Below are 18,930 nucleotides of genomic sequence, written 5' to 3'. Positions count from 1 at the left end.
GGGGTAATATCATGCTGACATCAATGCATGTGCCATGGATGCGGCCGCAGGTTTCGGGCGCCGCAGTGGGCACAGGTTCCTGGTCTATCCCGGCCACTGCCTGGCTGGATTCTCTTGAGTAGAACATGACGTCTCACGACAACCGTTCCATCGAATTGTCGCTGGCTCAACTGGCCGCCCTCGACCGGGTGATGTCCATCGCCGAGTTCGCCCCGGATGGCACGCTGCTGCGGGCCAATCAGAACTACCTGGTGCTGCTGGGGTACTCGCTGGAGGACATCCGCGGCCGCCACCACAGCTTCTTCTGCCCGCGCACGCTGGTGGAGAGCCCGGCTTACGAATTGTTCTGGCCACGCTTGCGCGAAGGCAGCGGAAGTTCCGGAATCCAGGAACGGGTGCGCAGCGACGGCAGCAGTTGCTGGCTGGAGGCGACCTATACGCCGGTGTTCGACGGCAACGGTGAGGTTGTCCAGGTACTCAAGCTGGCCACCGATATCAGCGCGCGGCTGGAGCAGGAACGGGTCCAGCAGGAACGCCTGCGCATGCTGTCGCTGGTGGCGGATGCCAGCGACACCGCGGTGATGATCAGCGACAGCCAGCGGCGCATTGCCTACACCAACGCCGGCTTTGGGCGGATGTTCGGTTGGCGTGGCGACGAGATCAAAGGCCAGAGTCCGATGGCGCTGTTGGTGCCGGACCGGGACGAGCAGACCATCGCTGAGTACTACGCCGAGATGTACGCCGCCGGCGCCATGCAGCGCGAAGAAATCGTCACCGGCAAGCACGGCCAGCGCTACTGGGCGAAGGTGGTGAGCAACCCGATCTTCGACAGCGCCGGCCAGTTGCAGCACACCGTGACCCTGTTCACCGACATCACCCAGGCCAAGATGCACGAAGCCTTGCAGCACCGGGTGCTGGAGTCCATGGCCCGGGAGCAGCCGCTGACCGAAGTGCTGGAGCTGATCTGCCTGGAAGTGGAGCGCATCGCCCCGGAAATCACCGCCTCGATCCTCAAGGTCGACGAAGAGGGGCAACTGCATTCGCTCGCCGCGCCGAGCCTGCCGAGCGATTACAGCCGCCAACTGAATGGCGTGCGTATCGGCCCGATGGTGGGTTCCTGCGGTACCGCCGCCTGGCGCAACGAATCGGTGCTGGTGGACGATATTGCCAGCGACCCGCTGTGGGCCGGCTATCAGGACCTGGCGCGACCGCTGGGCTTTCGCAGTTGCTGGTCGACGCCGATCCGCAACAGCCAGGGCGAGGCCATCGGCACCTTCGCGTTCTATTTCCGTCAGCCGCGCAATGTCGCCTCGGCGCTGTTCCACCAGCGTTTGGTAGACGCCTGCGCGCACCTCTGTTCGCTGGCGCTGGAGCGGGAAAACTCGCGTCAGCGGATTCGCCAACTGGCCTATTACGACGCCCTGACCGGCCTGCCCAACCGCAGCCTGTTGCAGGCCAAGGCCGACCAGGCTATCGCCACCGCCGCGCGCAACAACGAGCAACTGGCGGTGCTGTTCATCGACCTCGACCGCTTCAAGCAGGTCAACGATTCCCTTGGTCATCCGGCCGGCGACGAACTGCTGCGTAACGTGGCGGCGAAAATGCGCCGTGAACTGCGCGGCTCGGATATCGCCGGGCGGCTGTCGGGCGACGAGTTCGTGGTGATCCTGCCGCAGTGCGACGGCGACCATGCCGCTGACGCGGTGGAGCGCATCCAGACGCTGCTGTGCCAGCCGATGACCATCGCCAACACCAACCTGTCGATTTCCGCCAGCGTGGGCGTCGCCATGTACCCGTCCGATGGTTGCGACGTGGAAACCCTGCTGCACCGCGCCGACATGGCCATGTACCAGGCCAAGAGCAGCGGCCGCGGCTGCTTCAGTTTCTTCAGCAGCGAAATGAACAAGTTGGCGCAGGAGCGCCTGGCGCTGGAAAACGCCCTGCGCGAGGCCCTGCAGAAAGGCCAGTTGCGCCTGCATTACCAACCGCAGATCGAGATGTCCACCGGGCGCCTGTACGGCGTCGAGGCGCTGGCGCGCTGGACGCATCCGCAGTTCGGCGACGTATCGCCGGCGCGTTTCATTCCGCTGGCCGAAGAGTGTGGCCTGGTGGCCGAACTGGGACGCTGGGCGCTGCGCGAGGCGTGCCGGCAGTTGTCCGAATGGCGCGCCCGGGGCCTGGTGGTGCCGGCGGTGGCGGTCAACCTGTCGCCGACCAGTTTCCACAACCTCGACCTGCCGCGGATGATCGCCGACACCCTGCGCAGCCATCACCTGGCGCCGGCGGACCTGACCCTCGAACTGACCGAGAACATCCTGCTGGACACCAACCCCAGCACCATGAAGACCATCGAGGAAGTACATGCCCAGGGCATTCGCCTGTCGATGGACGATTTCGGCACCGGCTATTCCAGCCTCAGCTACCTGCGGCGCCTGCCGGTGTCGGAGTTGAAACTGGACCGCAGTTTTGTCGCGGATCTTGAGCATGACGAAGCGGCGCGGGCGTTGAGCAATGCCATTCTCGGCATTGGCAAGAGCCTGCACCTGACGGTGGTGGCCGAGGGTATCGAGACCGACTCGCAGAGTGTCTGGCTGCAGGAGCAGGGTTATCCGGTGGCCCAGGGCTATCTGTTCTCGCCGCCATTGGCGCCGGATGCGCTGGCGCAGTGGCTGGAGGAACGGGTGGTGATCGAAGAAGAGGCGGGGGTTGTGGGGTAGGACTTCGGGGTGGTGCGCATCGCGAGCAAGCTCGCTCCTACAGAATCGCGCAAAGTTTTGAATCAGCGCTTTAGTGCAGGAGCGAACTTGTCGGGGCGCCGAACCGCCGCGAAGCGCCGCGCGGGCGGCGCTCGATCTTCAGAACGCTGAAGATCTGTCGGCTAGCGACCGGATGCGATTTACCAAAGCGCCACGGTGTAACTCACAATCAGCCGGTTCTCATCCAGGTCATTGCCGAAATTGGTCGAGCGCACGGTCGCGTTGCGCCATTTCACCCCCAGGTTTTTCAGCGGTCCGCTCTGGATCACATAGCCGATATCCATGTCCCGCTCCCATTCCTTGCCGTTCGGCCGCGCCGCGCCGAGGTCGACGTTGTCGCCGCTCAGGTAGCGGGTCATGAAGGTCAGGCCGGGGATACCGACGCTGGCGAAGTTGAAGTCATACCGCGCCTGCCACGAGCGCTCGTCCTTGTTGGCGAAGTCGCCGATCTGCACGAAGTTCACCAGGTACGCGTCGGCGCCGTTGAGGTAGGCGAAGCCCGTATCGCCGCTCATGCGCTGGTAACCCAGGCCGAACGCGTGGCCCTTGAGGCCGTAGGTGAACATCGCGCCCAGCGCCTTGTTGTCGATATTGCTGCCGCCGTCGTCCAGCGAGCGGGCGAAGCGCAGGTCGCTCTTCAGCGTCTGGCCGTCGCCCAGCGCCCAGGTGTGGGTGAGCCCGAGCATGTGCTGGCGATAGAGGTTTTCCAGGCCGCCGTAGCTGTAGCTGGTGCTCAGACTGTCGTTCCACTTGTACAACGCGTGGCCGAAGTCGAAGCGGTCGGTGGTGGTCTGGCGCACGACGATGTTCTTCGCCGCGCCAGTGGTGACGCTCATGTCCTCGTAGTCCTGGGAATCACGCTGGTTGACCTGGCGCAACCGGCCCAGGTCCACGCTGAGGTTGCTGATTTCCTGCAGCGTCACCTGGCCGCCCTGGAAGACCTGCGGCAGCAGGCGCGAATCGTTGGGCATCAGCACCGGCAGTTTGGGGATCAGTGTGCCGAGCTTGAGCACGCTGTTGGACGCGCGGACCTTGGCGGTCAGACCGAGGTCGCTGGAGCTGTCCTGGGCGCGCTTCGGTGCTTCGCGGTCCCGTTGCAGCAGGCCGCTGCCGGCGCGGTCGGGGCTGGAGTCGAGCTTGAGGCCGAGCAGGCCGATGGCATCGACGCCGAAACCAAGGGTGCCTTCGGTGAAGCCGGATTCGTAGCGCAGGATGAAACCTTGCGCCCATTCCTCGGCTTTCGATTGGGCCGCGCCGTCCTGGCGGAAATCGCGGTTGAAGTAGAAGTTGCGGGCTTCGACGCTGGCCTTGCTGTCGTCGAGGAAGGCGGCGTGGGCGTTGCTGCAGAGGATGGCCAGGGCCAGTGGGGTCAGGGTGCGGAGCATGTTGGGTTCTCTTGTTGTTATGTGTGGGGCGGGGCCTGCTGGCGCAGGCCTTCGCGAGCGAGCTCGCTCCTACAGGGGGATGTGACAGGGATCAGTGGTTGGATGCGGCGGCGGCGCCGAGGCCGGTCTGGGCGCGGACGAACTGGTCGTCGAAGGCGTCGCGTTCACGGGCGGCGCGGGCGCTGGTGTCCAGCAGCGAGACCACCACGGTGACGAGGAACGCCAGCGGCATGGAGAACAGCGCCGGGTGGTCGTAGGGGTAGATCGCCTTGGCATTGCCCAGCACGGTCACCCACACGGCCGGCGACAGGATCACCAGCACCAGCGCCGAAATCAGACCGGCGAAGCCGCCCGCCAGGGCGCCGCGGGTGGTCAGGTTCTTCCAGTACATGGCCATGATCAGCACCGGGAAGTTGGTCGACGCGGCGATGCCGAAGGTCAGGCCAACCAGGAAGGCGATGTTCTGGTTCTCGAAGAGGAAGCCCAGCAGGATGGCGATCACGCCCAGACCCACGGTGGCGAAGCGGGTGACGCGCATTTCCTGCGCTTCGCTGGCGGTGCCTTTCTTCAGCACGGTGGCGTACAGGTCGTGGGAAATTGCCGAAGCACCAGCCAGCGCCAGCCCCGAAACCACCGCGAGGATGGTGGCGAAGGCCACCGCCGAGAGGAAACCGAGGAACAGGTTGCCGCCCACGGCCTTGGCCAGGTGCATGGCGACCATGTTGCCGCCGCCGATCAGCGCGCCCTTGAGGTCGCCGCCAACATAGAACTGCGGGTCGGTGCCGACGATGACGATGGCGGCATAGCCCAGCACCATCACCACAAGGAAGAAGAAGCCGATGAAGCCGGTGGCGTAGAACACCGATTTACGCGCTTCCCTGGCGTTCGGCACGGTGAAGAAGCGCATGAGGATATGCGGCAGGCCGGCGATGCCGAACACCAGGCCGAGGGACAGCGACGCGGCGTTGATCGGGTCGGCGAGCATCGCGCCCGGGCCCATGATGTTCCAGCCGATGGCGTGGGCTTCGACGGCGCGGGTGGCGAGGGTCTCGAAGCTGAAGCCGAACTCGGCCATGGCCAGCATCGCCAGGGTGGTGCCGCCGGCGAGCAGCAGAACGGCCTTGATGATCTGCACCCAGGTGGTGGCGATCATGCCGCCGAAGATCACGTACACCAGCATCAGCGCGCCGACCACGATCACCGCGGTGCGGTAGTCGAGGCCGAACAGCAGCTTGATCAGTTGCCCGGCGCCGACCATCTGCACCACCAGGTAGCAGCACACCACGGTCAGCGAACCGAAGGCGGCGAAGGTGCGCATGCGGGTCTGGTCGAGGCGGTAGGAAACGATGTCGGCGAAGGTGAAGCGGCCGAGGTTGCGCAGCCGCTCGGCCATCAGAAAGGTGATGATCGGCCAGCCGACGAAGAACGCCACGGTGTAGATGAAACCGTCGTAGCCCTTGGCGAAGACCAGGCTGGAGAGGCCCAGCAGGGTGGCGGCGGACATGTAGTCACCGGCGATCGCCAGGCCGTTCTGGAAGCCGCTGATACCGCCGCCGGCGGTGTAGAAATCGGAGGTGGATTGGGTCTGGCGGGCGGCCCACCAGGTGATCGCCAGCGTGCCGAGGACGAAGACGAAGAACATGCCGATGGCATGCAGGTTGACCGGTTGTTTTTCGGCGACGATGGGCGCGGCGAAGACCAGTGCCGGGGCCAGCAGCAGGGCGCCGAGGGCGAGCAGGCGTGGGTTCATTTCAACTCCTCCAGCAGGTCGGCGCTCATTGCGTCGAAGCGGGTGTTGGCGCTGCGCACATACCAGCCGGTGAGCAGCCAGGACAGCACGATCAGCGACGCCGCCACGGGAATCCCGAGGGTCAGTTGGCGGCCTTCGGCCAGTGGGGTGTGCAGCCATTGCGGCTGGAAGGCGACCACCAGCATGAACAGGTAATAGGCGGTCAGCACTGCGGCGCTGAGTGACCAGGACAGCCGCGAACGGCTGCGCACCAGGTGCTGGAATTTCGGATTGGCGCGGATCCGCGCACATCGCTGGCTATGGGACAGTTCAGCATTGCTCATGGGTGGGGCTCCTTGGCTTTCTTATGGTCTTGCACGCCACGCACGGATTTCAGGGTGCGCGACACCGGGGCGGCGGGCGTGGCCCGTCACCGGAGGGAAACGTGAGAAGTGCTGGCGCGTCAGCGCGCGCGGTTATTCGCGGCGATGTGGATCGTCGTGGACGGGTGTTCGGTGTGAGAGGTGACGGCGGTCGCGAACAACGGACGGTCGCGCGGACGTACTGAGGGCGGCAGGGGCGAGGCCCTGGGCAAGTTTCGACATGTGTGGCACCCGGTGGCTGATTGTTAGCTCTTTATGTTTGCCGTTTCCGTGTCGACGGGAAGCGGCGCAGATGGCTCCGGGGGCTTTATATATCATTCCGGTGCAGGTATGGAAGTGTTACCTGTTTGATATGGTATTTGTACTATATGTGTTTGTGGTTTTCAGGCTGATTCGAGGCTGATCGGGTGTAGCTGAATGGATTAGTCGCTAGTCGGAGCGCCTTGTGCAGTCAGTCGAGTCGCGCCAGACGCTCCATCAGGCTCGCCGCCTCGTTGTGCAGGGCTTGGCAAAAGGCTTCGACGAACACCGATGACGGTCGGAATTCCGGGCGGATCAGCATCACCCGGTAGGGGATCGACACCGTCAGGCGCCGCACCGCCAGGCCCCGGCCAGCTTCCTGCAAGGCGCTCAGCGGGTTGATGATCGCCACGCCAAGGCCCTCGCGGACCATGGCGCAGACCGATGCGGCGTTGGTGGTTTCGATCACCGTATGGCGCTCCACCACGGCAGTGCGAAAGTGCTCGTCGAGGCGCTGGCGGTAGATGTCGCGCCCGGCGAGGTTGATGAAATCGACCCCGTGAAAATCGCTCATCGCCAGTTGCTCCCGCGCCGCCAGCGGATGGCCGTCGGGCAGTACGCAGAGCATGTCGGCGCTGAACAGCGACTCGCCGCGGGTGCCGCGCGGCACCTGCTCGCCCTCGGTCAGGCCGAGGTCATGGCGCTGGGCGCTGAGGGATTCGTCCAGCAGCGGTGATTCCTGGGCGCTGATGCACAGGCTGATGCCCGACTGCTGGCGCTGGAACTGTTTGCACACCCGCGGCAGCAGGGTCTGCGAGAACAGCGGCAGGCAGGTCAGGTGCAACTGGCCGTGCTCGAAGCGGCGGATCGACTGCGCCAGGCTGTTGATCCGCTCCAGCCCGACGTAGGAGCGCTCGACTTCCTCCAGCAGCATCAACGCCTGTGCCGTCGGCAACAGGCGACCGCCCTGGCGGTCGAACAGCTTCAATCCGCTGAGGCTTTCCAGGCGCGCCAGTTCCCGGCTCAAAGTCGGCTGCGAGGTGAACAGCAAGCGCGCCGCGCCGGTGACGCTGCCGGCCAGCATGATGGCGCGGAACACTTCGATGTGGCGGACGGAGATGCTCACGGCGATGGTCTGCTCTGGAAAAGTGGTCATATCAAAACTGAATCGACTGACAAAGAATAGATATTTTTCTGAATGGAAGGCGTTGGGCATGATGGCGTCATTCTCATCGCCCGCAGGATTCCCGCGTCATGACCCTTCCTTTCGCCCAGCAGACCCTGGTTGCCGCCGCGCAGCAGTTCCCCACGCCGTTCTGGACCTATGACGCCGCCATCATCCGTGACCGCATCGAGCAACTGCGCTGCTTCGACGTGGTCCGTTTCGCCCAGAAAGCCAGCTCCAACCTGCACATCCTGCGGCTGATGCGCGAGCACGGCGTGCGCGTCGACGCGGTGTCCGTTGGTGAACTGGAGCGGGCGCTGCTGGCGGGCTACAGCCCGGAAGGCGACCCGGCCGGTGTGGTCCTGACCTGCGACCTGCTGGACAAACCGACCCTGCGCCGGGTGGTGGAACTCAAGGTTGAAGTCAACTGCGGCTCCATCGACATGCTGCGTCAATTGGGCGAGCACTCGCCGGGCCATCGCGTCTGGCTGCGTATCAACCCCGGCTTCGGCTACGGCCACAGCCGCAAGACCAACACCGGCGGCGAGAACAGCAAGCACGGTATCTGGCACGACGAAATCGGCGACGCGCTGGCGGTGATCCGTGCCAAGGGCCTGCACCTGGTGGGCCTGCACATGCACATCGGTTCGGGCGTCGATTACGGCCACCTGGCCCAGGTCGGCGGGGCGATGGTCGAGGTCATCAAGGCCCTGGACCACGATATCGAGGCGTTCTCGATTGGCGGTGGCCTGTCCACGCCGTACCGCGAAGGCGATGTGGCGGTGGATGTCGAGCGTTATGCCAGCACCTGGCAGAAAGCCAAGGAAGAAATTGAAGCCTTCCTCGCGCATCCGGTGCGCATGGAAATCGAGCCGGGGCGTTTCCTCGTCGCCGAATCGGGCCGTCTGGTGACCGAAGTGCGTGCGGTGAAACGCGCGGGCAGCCGCCAGTTCGTGCTGGTGGACGCCGGCTTCAACGACCTGATGCGCCCGGCCATGTACGGCGCCTATCACCACATGAGCGTGCTGGATGCCCAGGGCCAGGCGGTCGAGCGGCCGTTGGTGGAATGCGTGGTGGGCGGTCCGCTGTGCGAGTCCGGCGACGTCTTCACCCAGGACGATCAGGGCCTGGTCCCCCGCCTGCTGCCGCAACCCCAGGTGGGCGATCTGCTGGTGATGCACGACACCGGCGCCTATGGCGCGTCGATGTCGTCCAACTACAACAGCCGGCCACTGCTGGCCGAAGTGCTGCTGGACAACGGCGAGGCGCGGCTGATTCGCCGGGCCCAGCCGCTGTCGGATCTGCTGGCGCTGGAACAGGGTCTCTAACCCGAGGCCCTTGTAGGAGCGAGCTTGCTCGCGAAGTGCGAGCCGCTCCTTCCTCAAAACTGCCAGTCAGCCGCCTTCACCACGCGACAGAACGGCCCCGCCAGCGTCGCGTTGTGATGAGCAACGATCGCCTCGGCGCTCAGTTGCGGCGTGTCGGAGCAGGTGTGGCCGTCCTCGATCAGTACCGCGTCGAACCCCAGATCCCGCGCCACGCGGCAACTGCTGTCGACGCAGTACTGGGTCTTCATCCCGGCGATCACCAGCCCGCTGGCGCCGGCGTCCTTGAGTTTCTCCAGCAACCCGGTGCCGGCAAAGGCACTGGGGCGCTGTTTCTCGAATACCGTCTCGCTGCCGTTCAGGTCCAGTTCCGGAATCAGTTGGGTCAGCGCGCTGTCCGGCGCCAGCGGCGAGCCGGGCGGGCCGACATGGCGGGCGAGGAAGATCGGCGCACCGGCGGCGTGGGCCTTGGCCAGCAGGCTGTTCACTGCGGCAAGCAGCGCGTCGCCGCGCCATGGCTGCTCCGGGCCGTGGAACAGGCCGACCTGCAGATCGAGAATCAAGAGTGCATGCATGGGTGTCGCTCCTTGTGATGAGCCAGCGACACGGGACAACGAAAAAGGCCCCGTCCATCGCTGGCGGGGCCTTTCGGGTGTGGCATCAGACGCTCACGAACACCCGCACGGCCCGCCGGTGGCGGTAGTGGTCAGGGTGGTCGAGGTGCTGCGGAACCGATTCATGGGGCTGACAGTAGCGTTACTGGCGGGGTGATGGCAAGTGCGCTGAATATCTGTTGGACAGCACATGGCTGCCACTCCATGAGATGGACGATCAACCCAGCAGCGCCTCGCTGGCACTGGCCACGATCATCCCGGCCATGCCCAGCAGGCAAACCAGCGCCACGGCGTAGAACATCGTCCGCCATGGCTGCCACTGGTTGAGGTACGCGAGAGTGTGCGCCACTCGCGCCAGAGTGAACACGCAGAACAACAGGATAGTGACGCTGACGCTGGTCTTGAGTACTACGCACAAGCCGCCGAGGACGAAGAACAGCGGGATGTTTTCCAGGTCGTTGCCCCAGGCTTTCGTCGCCCGGATGACCTCGGGCAACTCCTGCGGGCTGGCGGCACGCCCCACGAAGCGGGCGTCCTCGGGGTTGGCGAAGGTCAACCGGCTGATCCGGTGAAAGCCCTGGTAGCAGGAGATACCGAGCATTTTCAGGAACAGGACCACGACACACAGGGCGTAAACCGATAGGGTAAGGCTCATATTCACTCCTTTGAGAAACATCAGGCCTGGCTGAGTCTTTCGCTCAGCCAGGCAGGCTCAGGCGCAGCGCCAGCGCGGCCAGCGTGACCAGCAACACCGGCAGTGTCAGCAGGCTGCCGACCTTGAAGTAGTAACCCCAGGTGATGCGGATATCCCGTCGCGCCAGCACATGCAGCCAGAGCAGGGTGGCGAGGCTGCCGATCGGGGTGATCTTCGGGCCGAGGTCGCAGCCGATCACGTTGGCGTAGATCATCGCCTCGCGGATCACCCCGCTGGCCTCGGCGCCGTGGATCGACAGGGCGCCGACCAGCACGCTGGGCAGGTTGTTCATCACCGACGACAGCAGCGCCGCGAGCAGCCCGGTGCCGAGGGTCGCGGCCCACAGGCCGTGGCTGGCGAGCAGGTCGAGCAGACCGCTGATGTGCTCGGTCAGCCCGGCGTTGCGCAGGCCGTAGACCACCAGGTACATCCCCAGCGAGAACACCACGATATGCCAGGGCGCGTGACGCATGACCTTGCGCGTGGAAATCACCTTGCCGCGCCCGGCCACCAGCAACAGGACCAGCGCGCACACGCCCGACACCAGGCTGACCGGAATTCCCAGTGGCTCCAGGGCAAACAGCGCCAGCAGCAGGAACACCAGCACCACCCAGCCGGCGTAGAAGGTGTGCACGTCGCGGATGGCGTCGCGCGGGGCTTTCAGGGTCGGCTCGAAGTGGCGCGGGATGTCCTTGCTGAAGAACCACCAGAGCACGCCCAGGGTGGCGGCGATGCTCGCCAGGTTCACCGGCCACATCACTGACGCGTATTCGCCGAAGCCGATGCCGAAGAAGTCCGCCGAGACGATGTTCACCAGGTTCGACACCACCAGCGGCAGGCTCGCGGTGTCGGCGATGAAGCCTGCGGCCATGACGAAGGCCAGGGTCGCCGCCGGCGAAAAGCGTAGGGCCTGGAGCATGGCGACGACGATGGGAGTGAGGATCAGCGCCGCACCGTCGTTGGCGAACAGCGCCGACACCGCCGCGCCGAGCAGCACCATCAGGGTGAACAGGCGTGCGCCGCGGCCCTTGCTCCAGCGCGCCATGTGCAGTGCGGCCCATTCGAAGAAGCCGGCTTCATCCAGCAGCAGACTGATGATGATCAGCGCGATAAAGGTCGCGGTAGCGTTCCAGACGATGGCCCAGACCGCCGGGATATCGCCCGGATGCACCACCCCGGCGAGCAGCGCCAGGACCGCGCCACCGCTGGCGCTCCAGCCGATGCTCAAGCCCCGCGGTTGCCAGATCACCAGCACCAGGGTGAGGACGAAAATCGAGACGGCGATCAGCATGGCGTGGGCTCGGCGGGGTGAGTGATGGGCGCAAGGCCGGCCAATGTAGCGGGGATCGGCCAATCGGCAAAGTGACAGGGTGCGCGGCTACGTGCCATCATGTGTAACACTATTACATTGCACAAAAGAGCCTTGCAGTCGTATGTCTCCCACACCTTCAACGCGTCTCCATTCGATCGATGCCCTGCGCGGGCTGGTGATCCTCTTCATGTTGCTGGACCACGTCCGGGAAACCTTCTACCTGCACCTGCAGGTCGCCGACCCGATGGATGTGACCCAGACCGATCCCTCCTTGTTCCTCAGCCGGACCCTGGCGCACCTGTGCGCGCCGGTGTTCATCCTGCTGACCGGCTTGTCGGCGTTTCTCTATGGCGAGAAATACCAGGGCAAGGCCGCCGTCTCAGCCTTCCTGTTCAAGCGCGGGTTGTTTCTGGTGGTGCTGGAATTCACCCTGGTCAACTTCGCCTGGACCTTCCAGTTGCCGCCGAGCGTGGTCTACCTGCAGGTCATCTGGGCCATCGGCCTGAGCATGCTGGCGCTGAGCGCGTTGCTGTGGCTGCCGCGCGGTGTGCTGATCGCCCTTGGCGTGTTGCTGGTGGCCGGGCACAACCTGCTCGACGGCGTGCATTTCGCGGTCGGGCACTGGGCTCATGTGCCGTGGGCGGTGCTGCATGACCGCGGCTGGATCGAGGTGTCCGAGGGGTTGCGGTTGCGCACGTCGTATCCGCTGTTGCCGTGGATCGGCGTGATTTCGCTGGGCTATGCCATCGGTCCGTGGTTTGCGCGGGGCACTGAGGCGGGGCAGCGTCGTCAGCTATTGCTGGGGACTGCCATCGGGGCCTTGGGCCTGTTCCTGGTGTTGCGCTTGCTCAACGGCTATGGCGAAAAGCCCTGGTTCAGCGGCGACACGGCGGTGCAGACGCTGATGAGCTTCTTCAACATCACCAAATACCCGCCGTCGTTGTTGTTCCTAGCCCTGACGCTGGGGATCGGCCTGCTGCTGCTGGTGCTGTTCGAGCGCCGCAACGACGGACGCGCGGTGCGCTGGCTGGCGGTGTTCGGCGCGGCGCCGATGTTCTTCTACTTGCTGCACTTGTATGTGTTGAAGCTGCTGTACCTCGCCAGCGTGGCGATCTGGGGTACCAATCATGGGCAGTATTTCGGCTTTGATTCGGTGCTGGCCGTATGGATCGCGGCGGCGCTGCTGGCGTTGGCGTTGTACCTGCCGGTGCGCTGGTTTGCCCGGCTGAAGGCACGGCGACGGGATATTGCCTGGTTGAAGTATTTATAAGCAGGATCACTGACGGCCTATGGGCTCAGGGCCGTCAGCTTTCACTACCTCGGAAGTATCCTACGTACCGCTAAGAATCGCCCTGCTGACTATCAAACTGTCCCGCTGCAAGCATCTGCCGTTCGCCTTGGGAGCTATTTCCCGGAAGGTTTGAACAAAGCAGAAGGACGCAGATTCATGATGCTCGGCTACCTCATTCGAATGTGCGACAAGACCACCTGTGGTGGTCAGGTGCTAACCGGCGACAGCGAATTCATCATCGAGGGCTTGCCTTCGGCCCGTCAGGGCGACTCGGTGACGTGCGGCGTGACCGGGAAGACCTATCAGATCCACGGCGGCATTCCGTCATTTATCAACGAAGGCGTACTGGTCGCGGGAAGCCTGGACAGCTTCAGTGGCTGCCCGTGTTACGCCGGGTTGATTCCCTCGGACTTCGGCTTCTCTTACGAGTCCACCAACAGCGTCATGGCGCCGAGGCACAATCAGCCCTCGACCACGGCTTCAAGCAGCCCGGCCAATCCAGCCTGGGGGCAACAATCCTTCGCTCAGCACCAGCAGGCTGTGATTGCTTCGGCAGGGGCCAATAAGTCGCGTTCGATAACGTCTGGCAAACCACTGACGCCTGAACTGATCGCCGTCGCCGGGAGCCAGCACGACAATGGCTCGGGCAACAAGATGATATTCATCGGCCAGGCTGTGCGCGAGCTCGCCCAGTTCAAGCGTTTCAATCCTGCGTTGACCCGGACGCTGGTGGTGTTCACGCCTTCGTACAACGAAGACATGCTCATTGAGGCACGCGGCTCCGCTGATGTTTATGGTGCGGACATCGTCGAAATCACAACGACTCAGGAATTCATTGACTATCTGAACCATGGAAAGGAGAGGCGGCAGTCGCCGATCGAGCAACTGTCGATTTTCAGCCATGGCGTACCCCAGCAAATTGCCTTTGGCTACCAACTCCCGGGGCACTTCCAGATGTCGCTGGATGTGCTGGATTACCACAACATCTCGCCGGAAGCCTTCTCCGAAACGGCCCGGCTCGACAGCTATGCCTGTCGCACGGGCATGGGCAATCTCTCGGACTATCCAATCGAAGACGGTGTTCAGTTATTCCCGCAGACCAATGAAAGCCTGGCCCAGTTGCTGGCTAATCATCTGCGGATCAAGGTGGGCGCCTTCATTCGGCGGTCGGACTACAAAAATACTTGGGGGTCGTTCAATGAGCGTCGGATGGGGAATGTTTGTGACGTCACTCATAACGTTGTACCTCACCAAGAGTGGTGTGGTAGCTGGGAGTTGTTGAAAGACGAGCGCAAATTGAAAGATGAAGACTTCGACTTCACTTACCAAGCGCGCGGAGCTCTTAACCCTGTTATATCAGGTGATACTCCATTTGGCGCACCGGATGGGTACTTTGAATTTCTTCCCAAATAAAACCTTGTCGATCGCAATCATGGTTTTCTCTTCGTTTCTGCTGGTTGCGATCGACTATGGGATAAGAGTTTTGACCAGCGTATACAAAAAAGATTTGGGCAATGGCGTGGTGATTTACGGGGATGACTACGTGAGAAGTGGTCTTTGGGTATTCGACTGCAAATATTCCCGTGCAATAAGTCGCGAGCGCTTGTCCGTACCATTAGCGGAGCTGAGTGCGCTAGGTGAGGTAACTGTCGGGCGAATAAAATATTTAAGTCGTCGTGACGCCGATTCTGTCAAGGAGGTGATCAGCGCTATTGTTGAGCGGCCTGAGTGGTATAAAAATCTTCAGTATGCTTACTCTGGGGTCGACGAAAGCAGCGAGATCTGGAGCCACACGTTCTTTTTGTTGACCGACCATGCAGGCTTTAGATGGGTTTTGGAAGTCGATCAGATATTCTATTCGGGTAAAACCGATCGCTTCGTTGTAACTGGAAAGCCCTACAATCCCGAAACCTATGTTGATCACAACAAGGCAATCGAGGCGGCCGTGAAGACCTGTCCTGCCCCGCAGCAAGGTCTCTGATCCGTCGCTTTCCGTTGCGGCGGGGCTCTTTAATGCATCGGGGGTCCTTTGAATTTCTTCCCAAATAAAACCTTGCGGATCGCAATCATGGTTTTCTCTCTGTTTCTGCTGGTTGCGATCGACTATGGGATAAGAGTTTCGACCAGCGTATACAAAAAGGACTTGGGCAATGGCGTGGTGATTTACGGGGATGATTACGTGAGAAGTGGTCTTTGGGTATTCGACTGCAAATATTCCCGTGTAATAAGTCGCGAGCGCTTGCCCGTACCATTAGCGGAGCTGAGTGCGCTAGGTGAGGCCGCTATCGGGCGAATAGAATATTTCAGTGGTCGTGACGACGATTCTATCAAGGAGGTGATCAGCGCTATTATTGAACGGCCTGAGTGGTATAAAAACCTTCAGTATGCTTACTCTGGGGTCGGCGAAAGCAGCAAGATCTGGCGCCACAAGTTCTTTTTACCAACGGACCATGCGGGCTTTAGATTGGCTTTGGAAGTCAATCAGATAGTCTATTCGGGTAAAACCAATCACTTCGTTGTATCTGGAAGGCCCTACAATCCAGAAACCTACGTTGATTACACCAAAGCATTCGCAGCAGCCGTGAACAGCTGTCCTGCCCCGCAGTAAACCCCCTTCCGTTGTCATCCGACAACACCGGCCTGGAAACTGCCAAGCCAACTCCCCCCACCTGCACCCAAACCCCAAAAATGCAAAAGGGCCGCAATAGCGGCCCTCTTTCATTCACATCTGCGGCATCTCAAAACGCCAACTTGTACCCGATCAACAACAGCATCGTCGCCAGGCAAGGGCGCAGCACGTTGTCCGAGATCCGCCCGGTCAGGTGGCTGCCGATGTAGATCCCCGGCAACGAGCCCAACAGCAGATAACCCAGCAGCGACCAGTCTCGCCAGGTTCACCGGCCACATCACTGACGCGTATTCGCCGAAGCCGATGCCGAAGAAGTCCGCCGAGACGATATTCACCAGGTTCGACACCACCAGCGGCAGGCTCGCGGTGTCGGCGATAACGAGGGCCTGCGGTTGCGCACGTCATATCCGCTGTTGCCGTGGATTGGCGTGATCTCGTTGGGCTATGCCATCGGCCCGTGGTTTGCGCGGGGCACTGAGGCGGGGCAGCGTCGTCAGCTATTGCTGGGGACTGCCATCGGGGCCTTGGGCCTGTTCCTGGTGTTGCGCTTGCTCAACGGCTATGGCGAAAAGCCCTGGTTGAGCGGTGACACGGCGGTGCAGACGCTGATGAGCTTCTTCAACATCACCAAATACCCGCCGTCGTTGTTGTTCCTCGCCCTGACGCTGGGGATCGGCCTGCTGCTGCTGGTGCTGTTCGAGCGCCGCAATGACGGACGCGCGGTGCGCTGGCTGGCGGTGTTCGGCGCGGCGCCGATGTTCTTCTACTTGCTGCACTTGTATGTGTTGAAGCTGCTGTACCTCGCCAGCGTGGCGATCTGGGGTACCAATCATGGGCAGTATTTCGGCTTTGATTCGGTGCTGGCGGTGTGGATCGCGGCGGCACTGCTGGCGTTGGCGTTGTACCTGCCGGTGCGCTGGTTTGCGCGGTTGAAGGCACGGCGACGAGACATTGCGTGGTTGAAGTATTTATAAGCTGGATCATTTACGGTCCCTGGGTCCAGGGCCGTCAGCGATTGCTACCTCGGAAACATCCTACATATCACTAAGAATCGCCCTGCTGACTGACAGCCTGCGCCCAGCAAGTATCTGCCCTTTGCCCGGTGAACCCTTTCCCGGGAGCTCTTGAGCGAACCTACAAGGACGCAGATTCATGATGCTCGGCTACCTCATTCGCATTGGCGACAAGACCACCTGTGGTGGTCAGGTTCTAACCGGCGACAGCGAATTCATCATCGAGGGCTTGCCTACGGCCCGTCAGGGTGACTCGGTGACGTGCGGCGTGACCGGGAAGACCTATCAGATCCACGGCGGCGTTCCGTCATTTATCAACGAAGGCGTACTGGTCGCGGGAAGCCTGGACAGCTTCAGTGGCTGCCCGTGTTACGCCGGGTTGATTCCCTCGGACTTCGGCTTCTCTTACGAGTCCACCAACAGCGTCATGGCGCCGAGGCACAGTCAGCCCTCGACCACGGCTTCAAGCAGCCCGGCCAATCCAGCCTCTATCCACCAAAACTTCGCCTCGGCCCCTATCGCCTCCTCCGGGCTCACGGAAACAATCGAGTCCGCCTGCGAGAAAAACTGGCGTTTTTACCAGAAACAAGCCGAAGACTTCATTGCACCTGGCGGAAAGTTGATAGCCGATCCCAAGGTGCGTAACCAGATGATCAACGCTGCCTACGCCCAGCTATGGCAATCCGATAACCGTTTTCAATGGGCTGGCCTCGCCGCGTTTGCATCCAAACAAGTGGGCTGCGGCTTGTTGCATGCGTCTGAATCCATCGAGAAAATTCAGGCGGAATATGAGGCTGCGGAGCATTTGAGGACAAGTGCCAGAGCAGGTGTGTGGGGACTGTTCAGCACCGAAGAACGCGAAAGACGGGCCAAGTTTCTGGAGTACGGGAAAAGACAAAAGGAGTATGAAAAGGCTAACCGTAATAATCCGGTGCCAAGCGTTGATATACGGAGTGAAGGTGAGCCGTTGTCCAGCGTGCAACAGCTTTATCAGCATGTGTACGAAATGATGGCGATGGGTAATACAACGCTGTTTTTGGATGTGTTTCCGTTGCATGCGTTTTATAAAGATAAGGGATTTCAGTCGCTTAAAACGTGCTTACGCTTGCGCAAGAATATTTATGGAAATGCCCAATCTCCAGTGCTATGGCCCATCGAGCAAGATAAATTAAGGTTCGGTACTGACTATAGGGAAATCCTGCAAGCCTTCGAAGCTATTGATGCTGGCAATATCGCTAAAAGCGTTGAGTATCTAGCTGACCATGAGCAACGAAATATCCTTCAGCCCACGATGTATACCGACCCCAAACTGGTAAGCCTGTTACGAGGCAACCATCTTTCCTACGTCACGGGCATACCGTCCGGCGTAGCTCAAGCGATTGAGTTGACGCTCGCAAGCCAATGCCGCTCCCTCAACGATGGCCGCACCATTGAGTTCAGCAACAACCCCATCGCTAACCTAGCCGATATCAACCAACGCATGACTTTCGTGCTTAAAGCAGCTGCGGAGTTTGAAGGATTGTTGCACAGCACTGAGCGGCATCGAATCGAACAGGCCATTGACGATATCGCCAAAGGCCTGGGTGTCCGATGAACCGGCTCGGGCCGATAGGTTGGCAACGTGGCGGGCTTGGTCTATTCGTTGCCGCACTTCTGGTCTTTGGGGGCGTGCGTCTTTTTGCAGATGAACCCGAAATCGCATTGACGCCTGGCGAACCTTGGGAAGACATGCGTCAGCGCTCCAGCGCAGCGATCGACCCCGCCATTCCTGGGCATCACTGGTTCATGGTGCCAAAGACTGATGCCCGACTGCGACTCATAGACCCTCAATATGGATTTGTAACCCCTCTGGCCCGCTTCTTCACGATAGGTTTCACTGATGAGCTGGTCGACGGCATCCGCATGTCCCCTCAAATTGAGCCGCTAGTGCTCGACGACACCCTAAGGGTCGTGCTGGATTTGCAGGAGCAATGGCGCAAGGCTGGTTGGATTTCCATCGGGACAGAAAAAGACCCTCCGTTCGCCGACACGCCTGAGTGGCGTGCCCGATTGCGAGACGTCAACCGAGGCGGTAGTGCTTACTGGCGAGCGAGTAACAAATATGAAGTGATGCTGGTAGTCGGACGCTTCAGAGATGATAGTCGCCCAACAGAGGAGCGTTACCTCATCACGCTACAACTGGCCACCCCATGGGGATATCCATAAGCCGGTATCGTTTCCGAGTTCAAAACGGCATTCGAGGCAGCCGTGAAGAGCTATCCTACTTCGCAGTAAAGCCCTTCCTGTTGTCATCCGACAACACCGGCTTGGAACTGCCAAGCCAGCTCCCCCCACCTGCACCCAAACCCCAAAAATGCAAAAGGGCCGCAATAGCGGCCCTCTTTCATTCACCTC

Annotated in this window: 15 protein-coding genes and 3 pseudogenes; 9 read left to right on the top strand and 9 right to left on the bottom strand. The window is 61.6% G+C overall.

What is annotated here, in order from left to right:
• Positions 1 to 125: 125 nt before the first annotated feature.
• On the top strand, positions 126 to 2,717 hold the full coding sequence (locus tag CKW37_RS20545; protein WP_095157872.1) for an EAL domain-containing protein: 2,592 nt from the start codon (positions 126 to 128) through the stop codon (positions 2,715 to 2,717).
• Between the two features lie 179 nt (positions 2,718 to 2,896).
• Here CKW37_RS20545 and CKW37_RS20540 read toward each other — a convergent pair whose 3' ends face one another.
• The 4 genes from CKW37_RS20540 to CKW37_RS20525 form a co-directional block, all read right to left on the bottom strand.
• Positions 2,897 to 4,141: an OprD family porin gene (locus CKW37_RS20540; protein ID WP_095157870.1), complete on the bottom strand. Its 1,245-nt coding sequence runs from the start codon at positions 4,139 to 4,141 to the stop codon at positions 2,897 to 2,899.
• A 91-nt stretch (positions 4,142 to 4,232) separates the two neighbouring features.
• A complete protein-coding gene (locus CKW37_RS20535; RefSeq protein ID WP_095157867.1) occupies positions 4,233 to 5,891 on the bottom strand; it encodes a cation acetate symporter in 1,659 nt (552 codons plus the stop codon).
• Entirely contained in the window at positions 5,888 to 6,214 is a 327-nt protein-coding gene (locus CKW37_RS20530) for a DUF485 domain-containing protein (protein ID WP_095157865.1), read from the bottom strand. Before CKW37_RS20530 ends, CKW37_RS20535 begins: the two co-directional genes overlap by 4 nt.
• 490 nt (positions 6,215 to 6,704) lie before the next feature.
• The gene (locus CKW37_RS20525; RefSeq protein ID WP_095158031.1) at positions 6,705 to 7,619 is read right to left on the bottom strand and encodes a LysR family transcriptional regulator; all 915 of its coding nucleotides are present in this window, start codon (positions 7,617 to 7,619) and stop codon (positions 6,705 to 6,707) included.
• Between the two features lie 128 nt (positions 7,620 to 7,747).
• Between CKW37_RS20525 and lysA the strand changes: the two genes are divergently transcribed.
• On the top strand, positions 7,748 to 8,986 hold the full coding sequence (gene lysA, locus CKW37_RS20520) for a diaminopimelate decarboxylase (RefSeq protein ID WP_095157863.1): 1,239 nt from the start codon (positions 7,748 to 7,750) through the stop codon (positions 8,984 to 8,986).
• Between the two features lie 53 nt (positions 8,987 to 9,039).
• Here lysA and CKW37_RS20515 read toward each other — a convergent pair whose 3' ends face one another.
• The 3 genes from CKW37_RS20515 to CKW37_RS20505 all read right to left on the bottom strand — a co-directional run bounded on the left by CKW37_RS20515 (position 9,040) and on the right by CKW37_RS20505 (position 11,582).
• Complete coding sequence (locus CKW37_RS20515) at positions 9,040 to 9,558, bottom strand: cysteine hydrolase family protein (protein WP_095157861.1); 519 nt, start codon at positions 9,556 to 9,558, stop codon at positions 9,040 to 9,042.
• A 256-nt stretch (positions 9,559 to 9,814) separates the two neighbouring features.
• Entirely contained in the window at positions 9,815 to 10,252 is a 438-nt protein-coding gene (locus CKW37_RS20510) for an MAPEG family protein (protein WP_095157859.1), read from the bottom strand.
• Positions 10,253 to 10,295: 43 nt separating this feature from the next.
• The gene (locus CKW37_RS20505) at positions 10,296 to 11,582 is read right to left on the bottom strand and encodes an arsenic transporter (RefSeq protein WP_095157857.1); all 1,287 of its coding nucleotides are present in this window, start codon (positions 11,580 to 11,582) and stop codon (positions 10,296 to 10,298) included.
• A 142-nt stretch (positions 11,583 to 11,724) separates the two neighbouring features.
• Between CKW37_RS20505 and CKW37_RS20500 the strand changes: the two genes are divergently transcribed.
• The 4 genes from CKW37_RS20500 (at position 11,725) to CKW37_RS20485 (ending at position 15,502) form a co-directional block, all read left to right on the top strand.
• Positions 11,725 to 12,873, top strand: coding sequence for a DUF1624 domain-containing protein (locus tag CKW37_RS20500; protein ID WP_095157855.1), 1,149 nt, complete (start codon positions 11,725 to 11,727; stop codon positions 12,871 to 12,873).
• A gap of 177 nt (positions 12,874 to 13,050) precedes the next feature.
• Complete coding sequence (locus tag CKW37_RS20495; protein ID WP_095157853.1) at positions 13,051 to 14,307, top strand: PAAR domain-containing protein; 1,257 nt, start codon at positions 13,051 to 13,053, stop codon at positions 14,305 to 14,307.
• A complete protein-coding gene (locus tag CKW37_RS20490) occupies positions 14,279 to 14,875 on the top strand; it encodes a hypothetical protein (protein ID WP_143502051.1) in 597 nt (198 codons plus the stop codon). Before CKW37_RS20495 ends, CKW37_RS20490 begins: the two co-directional genes overlap by 29 nt.
• Before the next feature lie 87 nt (positions 14,876 to 14,962).
• Complete coding sequence (locus CKW37_RS20485) at positions 14,963 to 15,502, top strand: hypothetical protein (protein WP_095157849.1); 540 nt, start codon at positions 14,963 to 14,965, stop codon at positions 15,500 to 15,502.
• Positions 15,503 to 15,632: 130 nt separating this feature from the next.
• On the opposite strand, the pseudogene CKW37_RS20480 reads toward CKW37_RS20485, so the two are convergent.
• Both CKW37_RS20480 and CKW37_RS20475 read right to left on the bottom strand, forming a co-directional pair.
• Positions 15,633 to 15,779: pseudogene (locus CKW37_RS20480) on the bottom strand (TSUP family transporter); the annotation flags it as partial.
• A pseudogene (locus CKW37_RS20475) lies at positions 15,780 to 15,900 on the bottom strand (ArsB/NhaD family transporter); the annotation flags it as partial.
• Between CKW37_RS20475 and CKW37_RS20470 the strand changes: the two are divergent.
• From CKW37_RS20470 to CKW37_RS20460, 3 genes and pseudogenes are all read left to right on the top strand, one after another.
• A pseudogene (locus CKW37_RS20470) lies at positions 15,895 to 16,497 on the top strand (hypothetical protein); the annotation flags it as partial. The pseudogenes CKW37_RS20475 and CKW37_RS20470 sit on opposite strands and share 6 nt — an antisense overlap.
• Positions 16,498 to 16,675: 178 nt before the next feature.
• Positions 16,676 to 18,130, top strand: coding sequence for a PAAR domain-containing protein (locus tag CKW37_RS20465; RefSeq protein ID WP_095157848.1), 1,455 nt, complete (start codon positions 16,676 to 16,678; stop codon positions 18,128 to 18,130).
• Positions 18,127 to 18,741 carry a hypothetical protein gene (locus CKW37_RS20460; RefSeq protein ID WP_095157846.1) on the top strand — a complete coding sequence of 205 codons (615 nt, stop codon included), beginning with the start codon at positions 18,127 to 18,129 and terminating at the stop codon, positions 18,739 to 18,741. The genes CKW37_RS20465 and CKW37_RS20460 overlap by 4 nt, the downstream gene beginning before the upstream one ends.
• Positions 18,742 to 18,930: the final 189 nt, after the last annotated feature.

The sequence above is a fragment of the Pseudomonas sp. Irchel 3E13 genome, assembly GCF_900187455.1.
Lineage (GTDB): Bacteria > Pseudomonadota > Gammaproteobacteria > Pseudomonadales > Pseudomonadaceae > Aquipseudomonas.
This window is presented reverse-complemented; position numbering and strand designations above follow the sequence as displayed.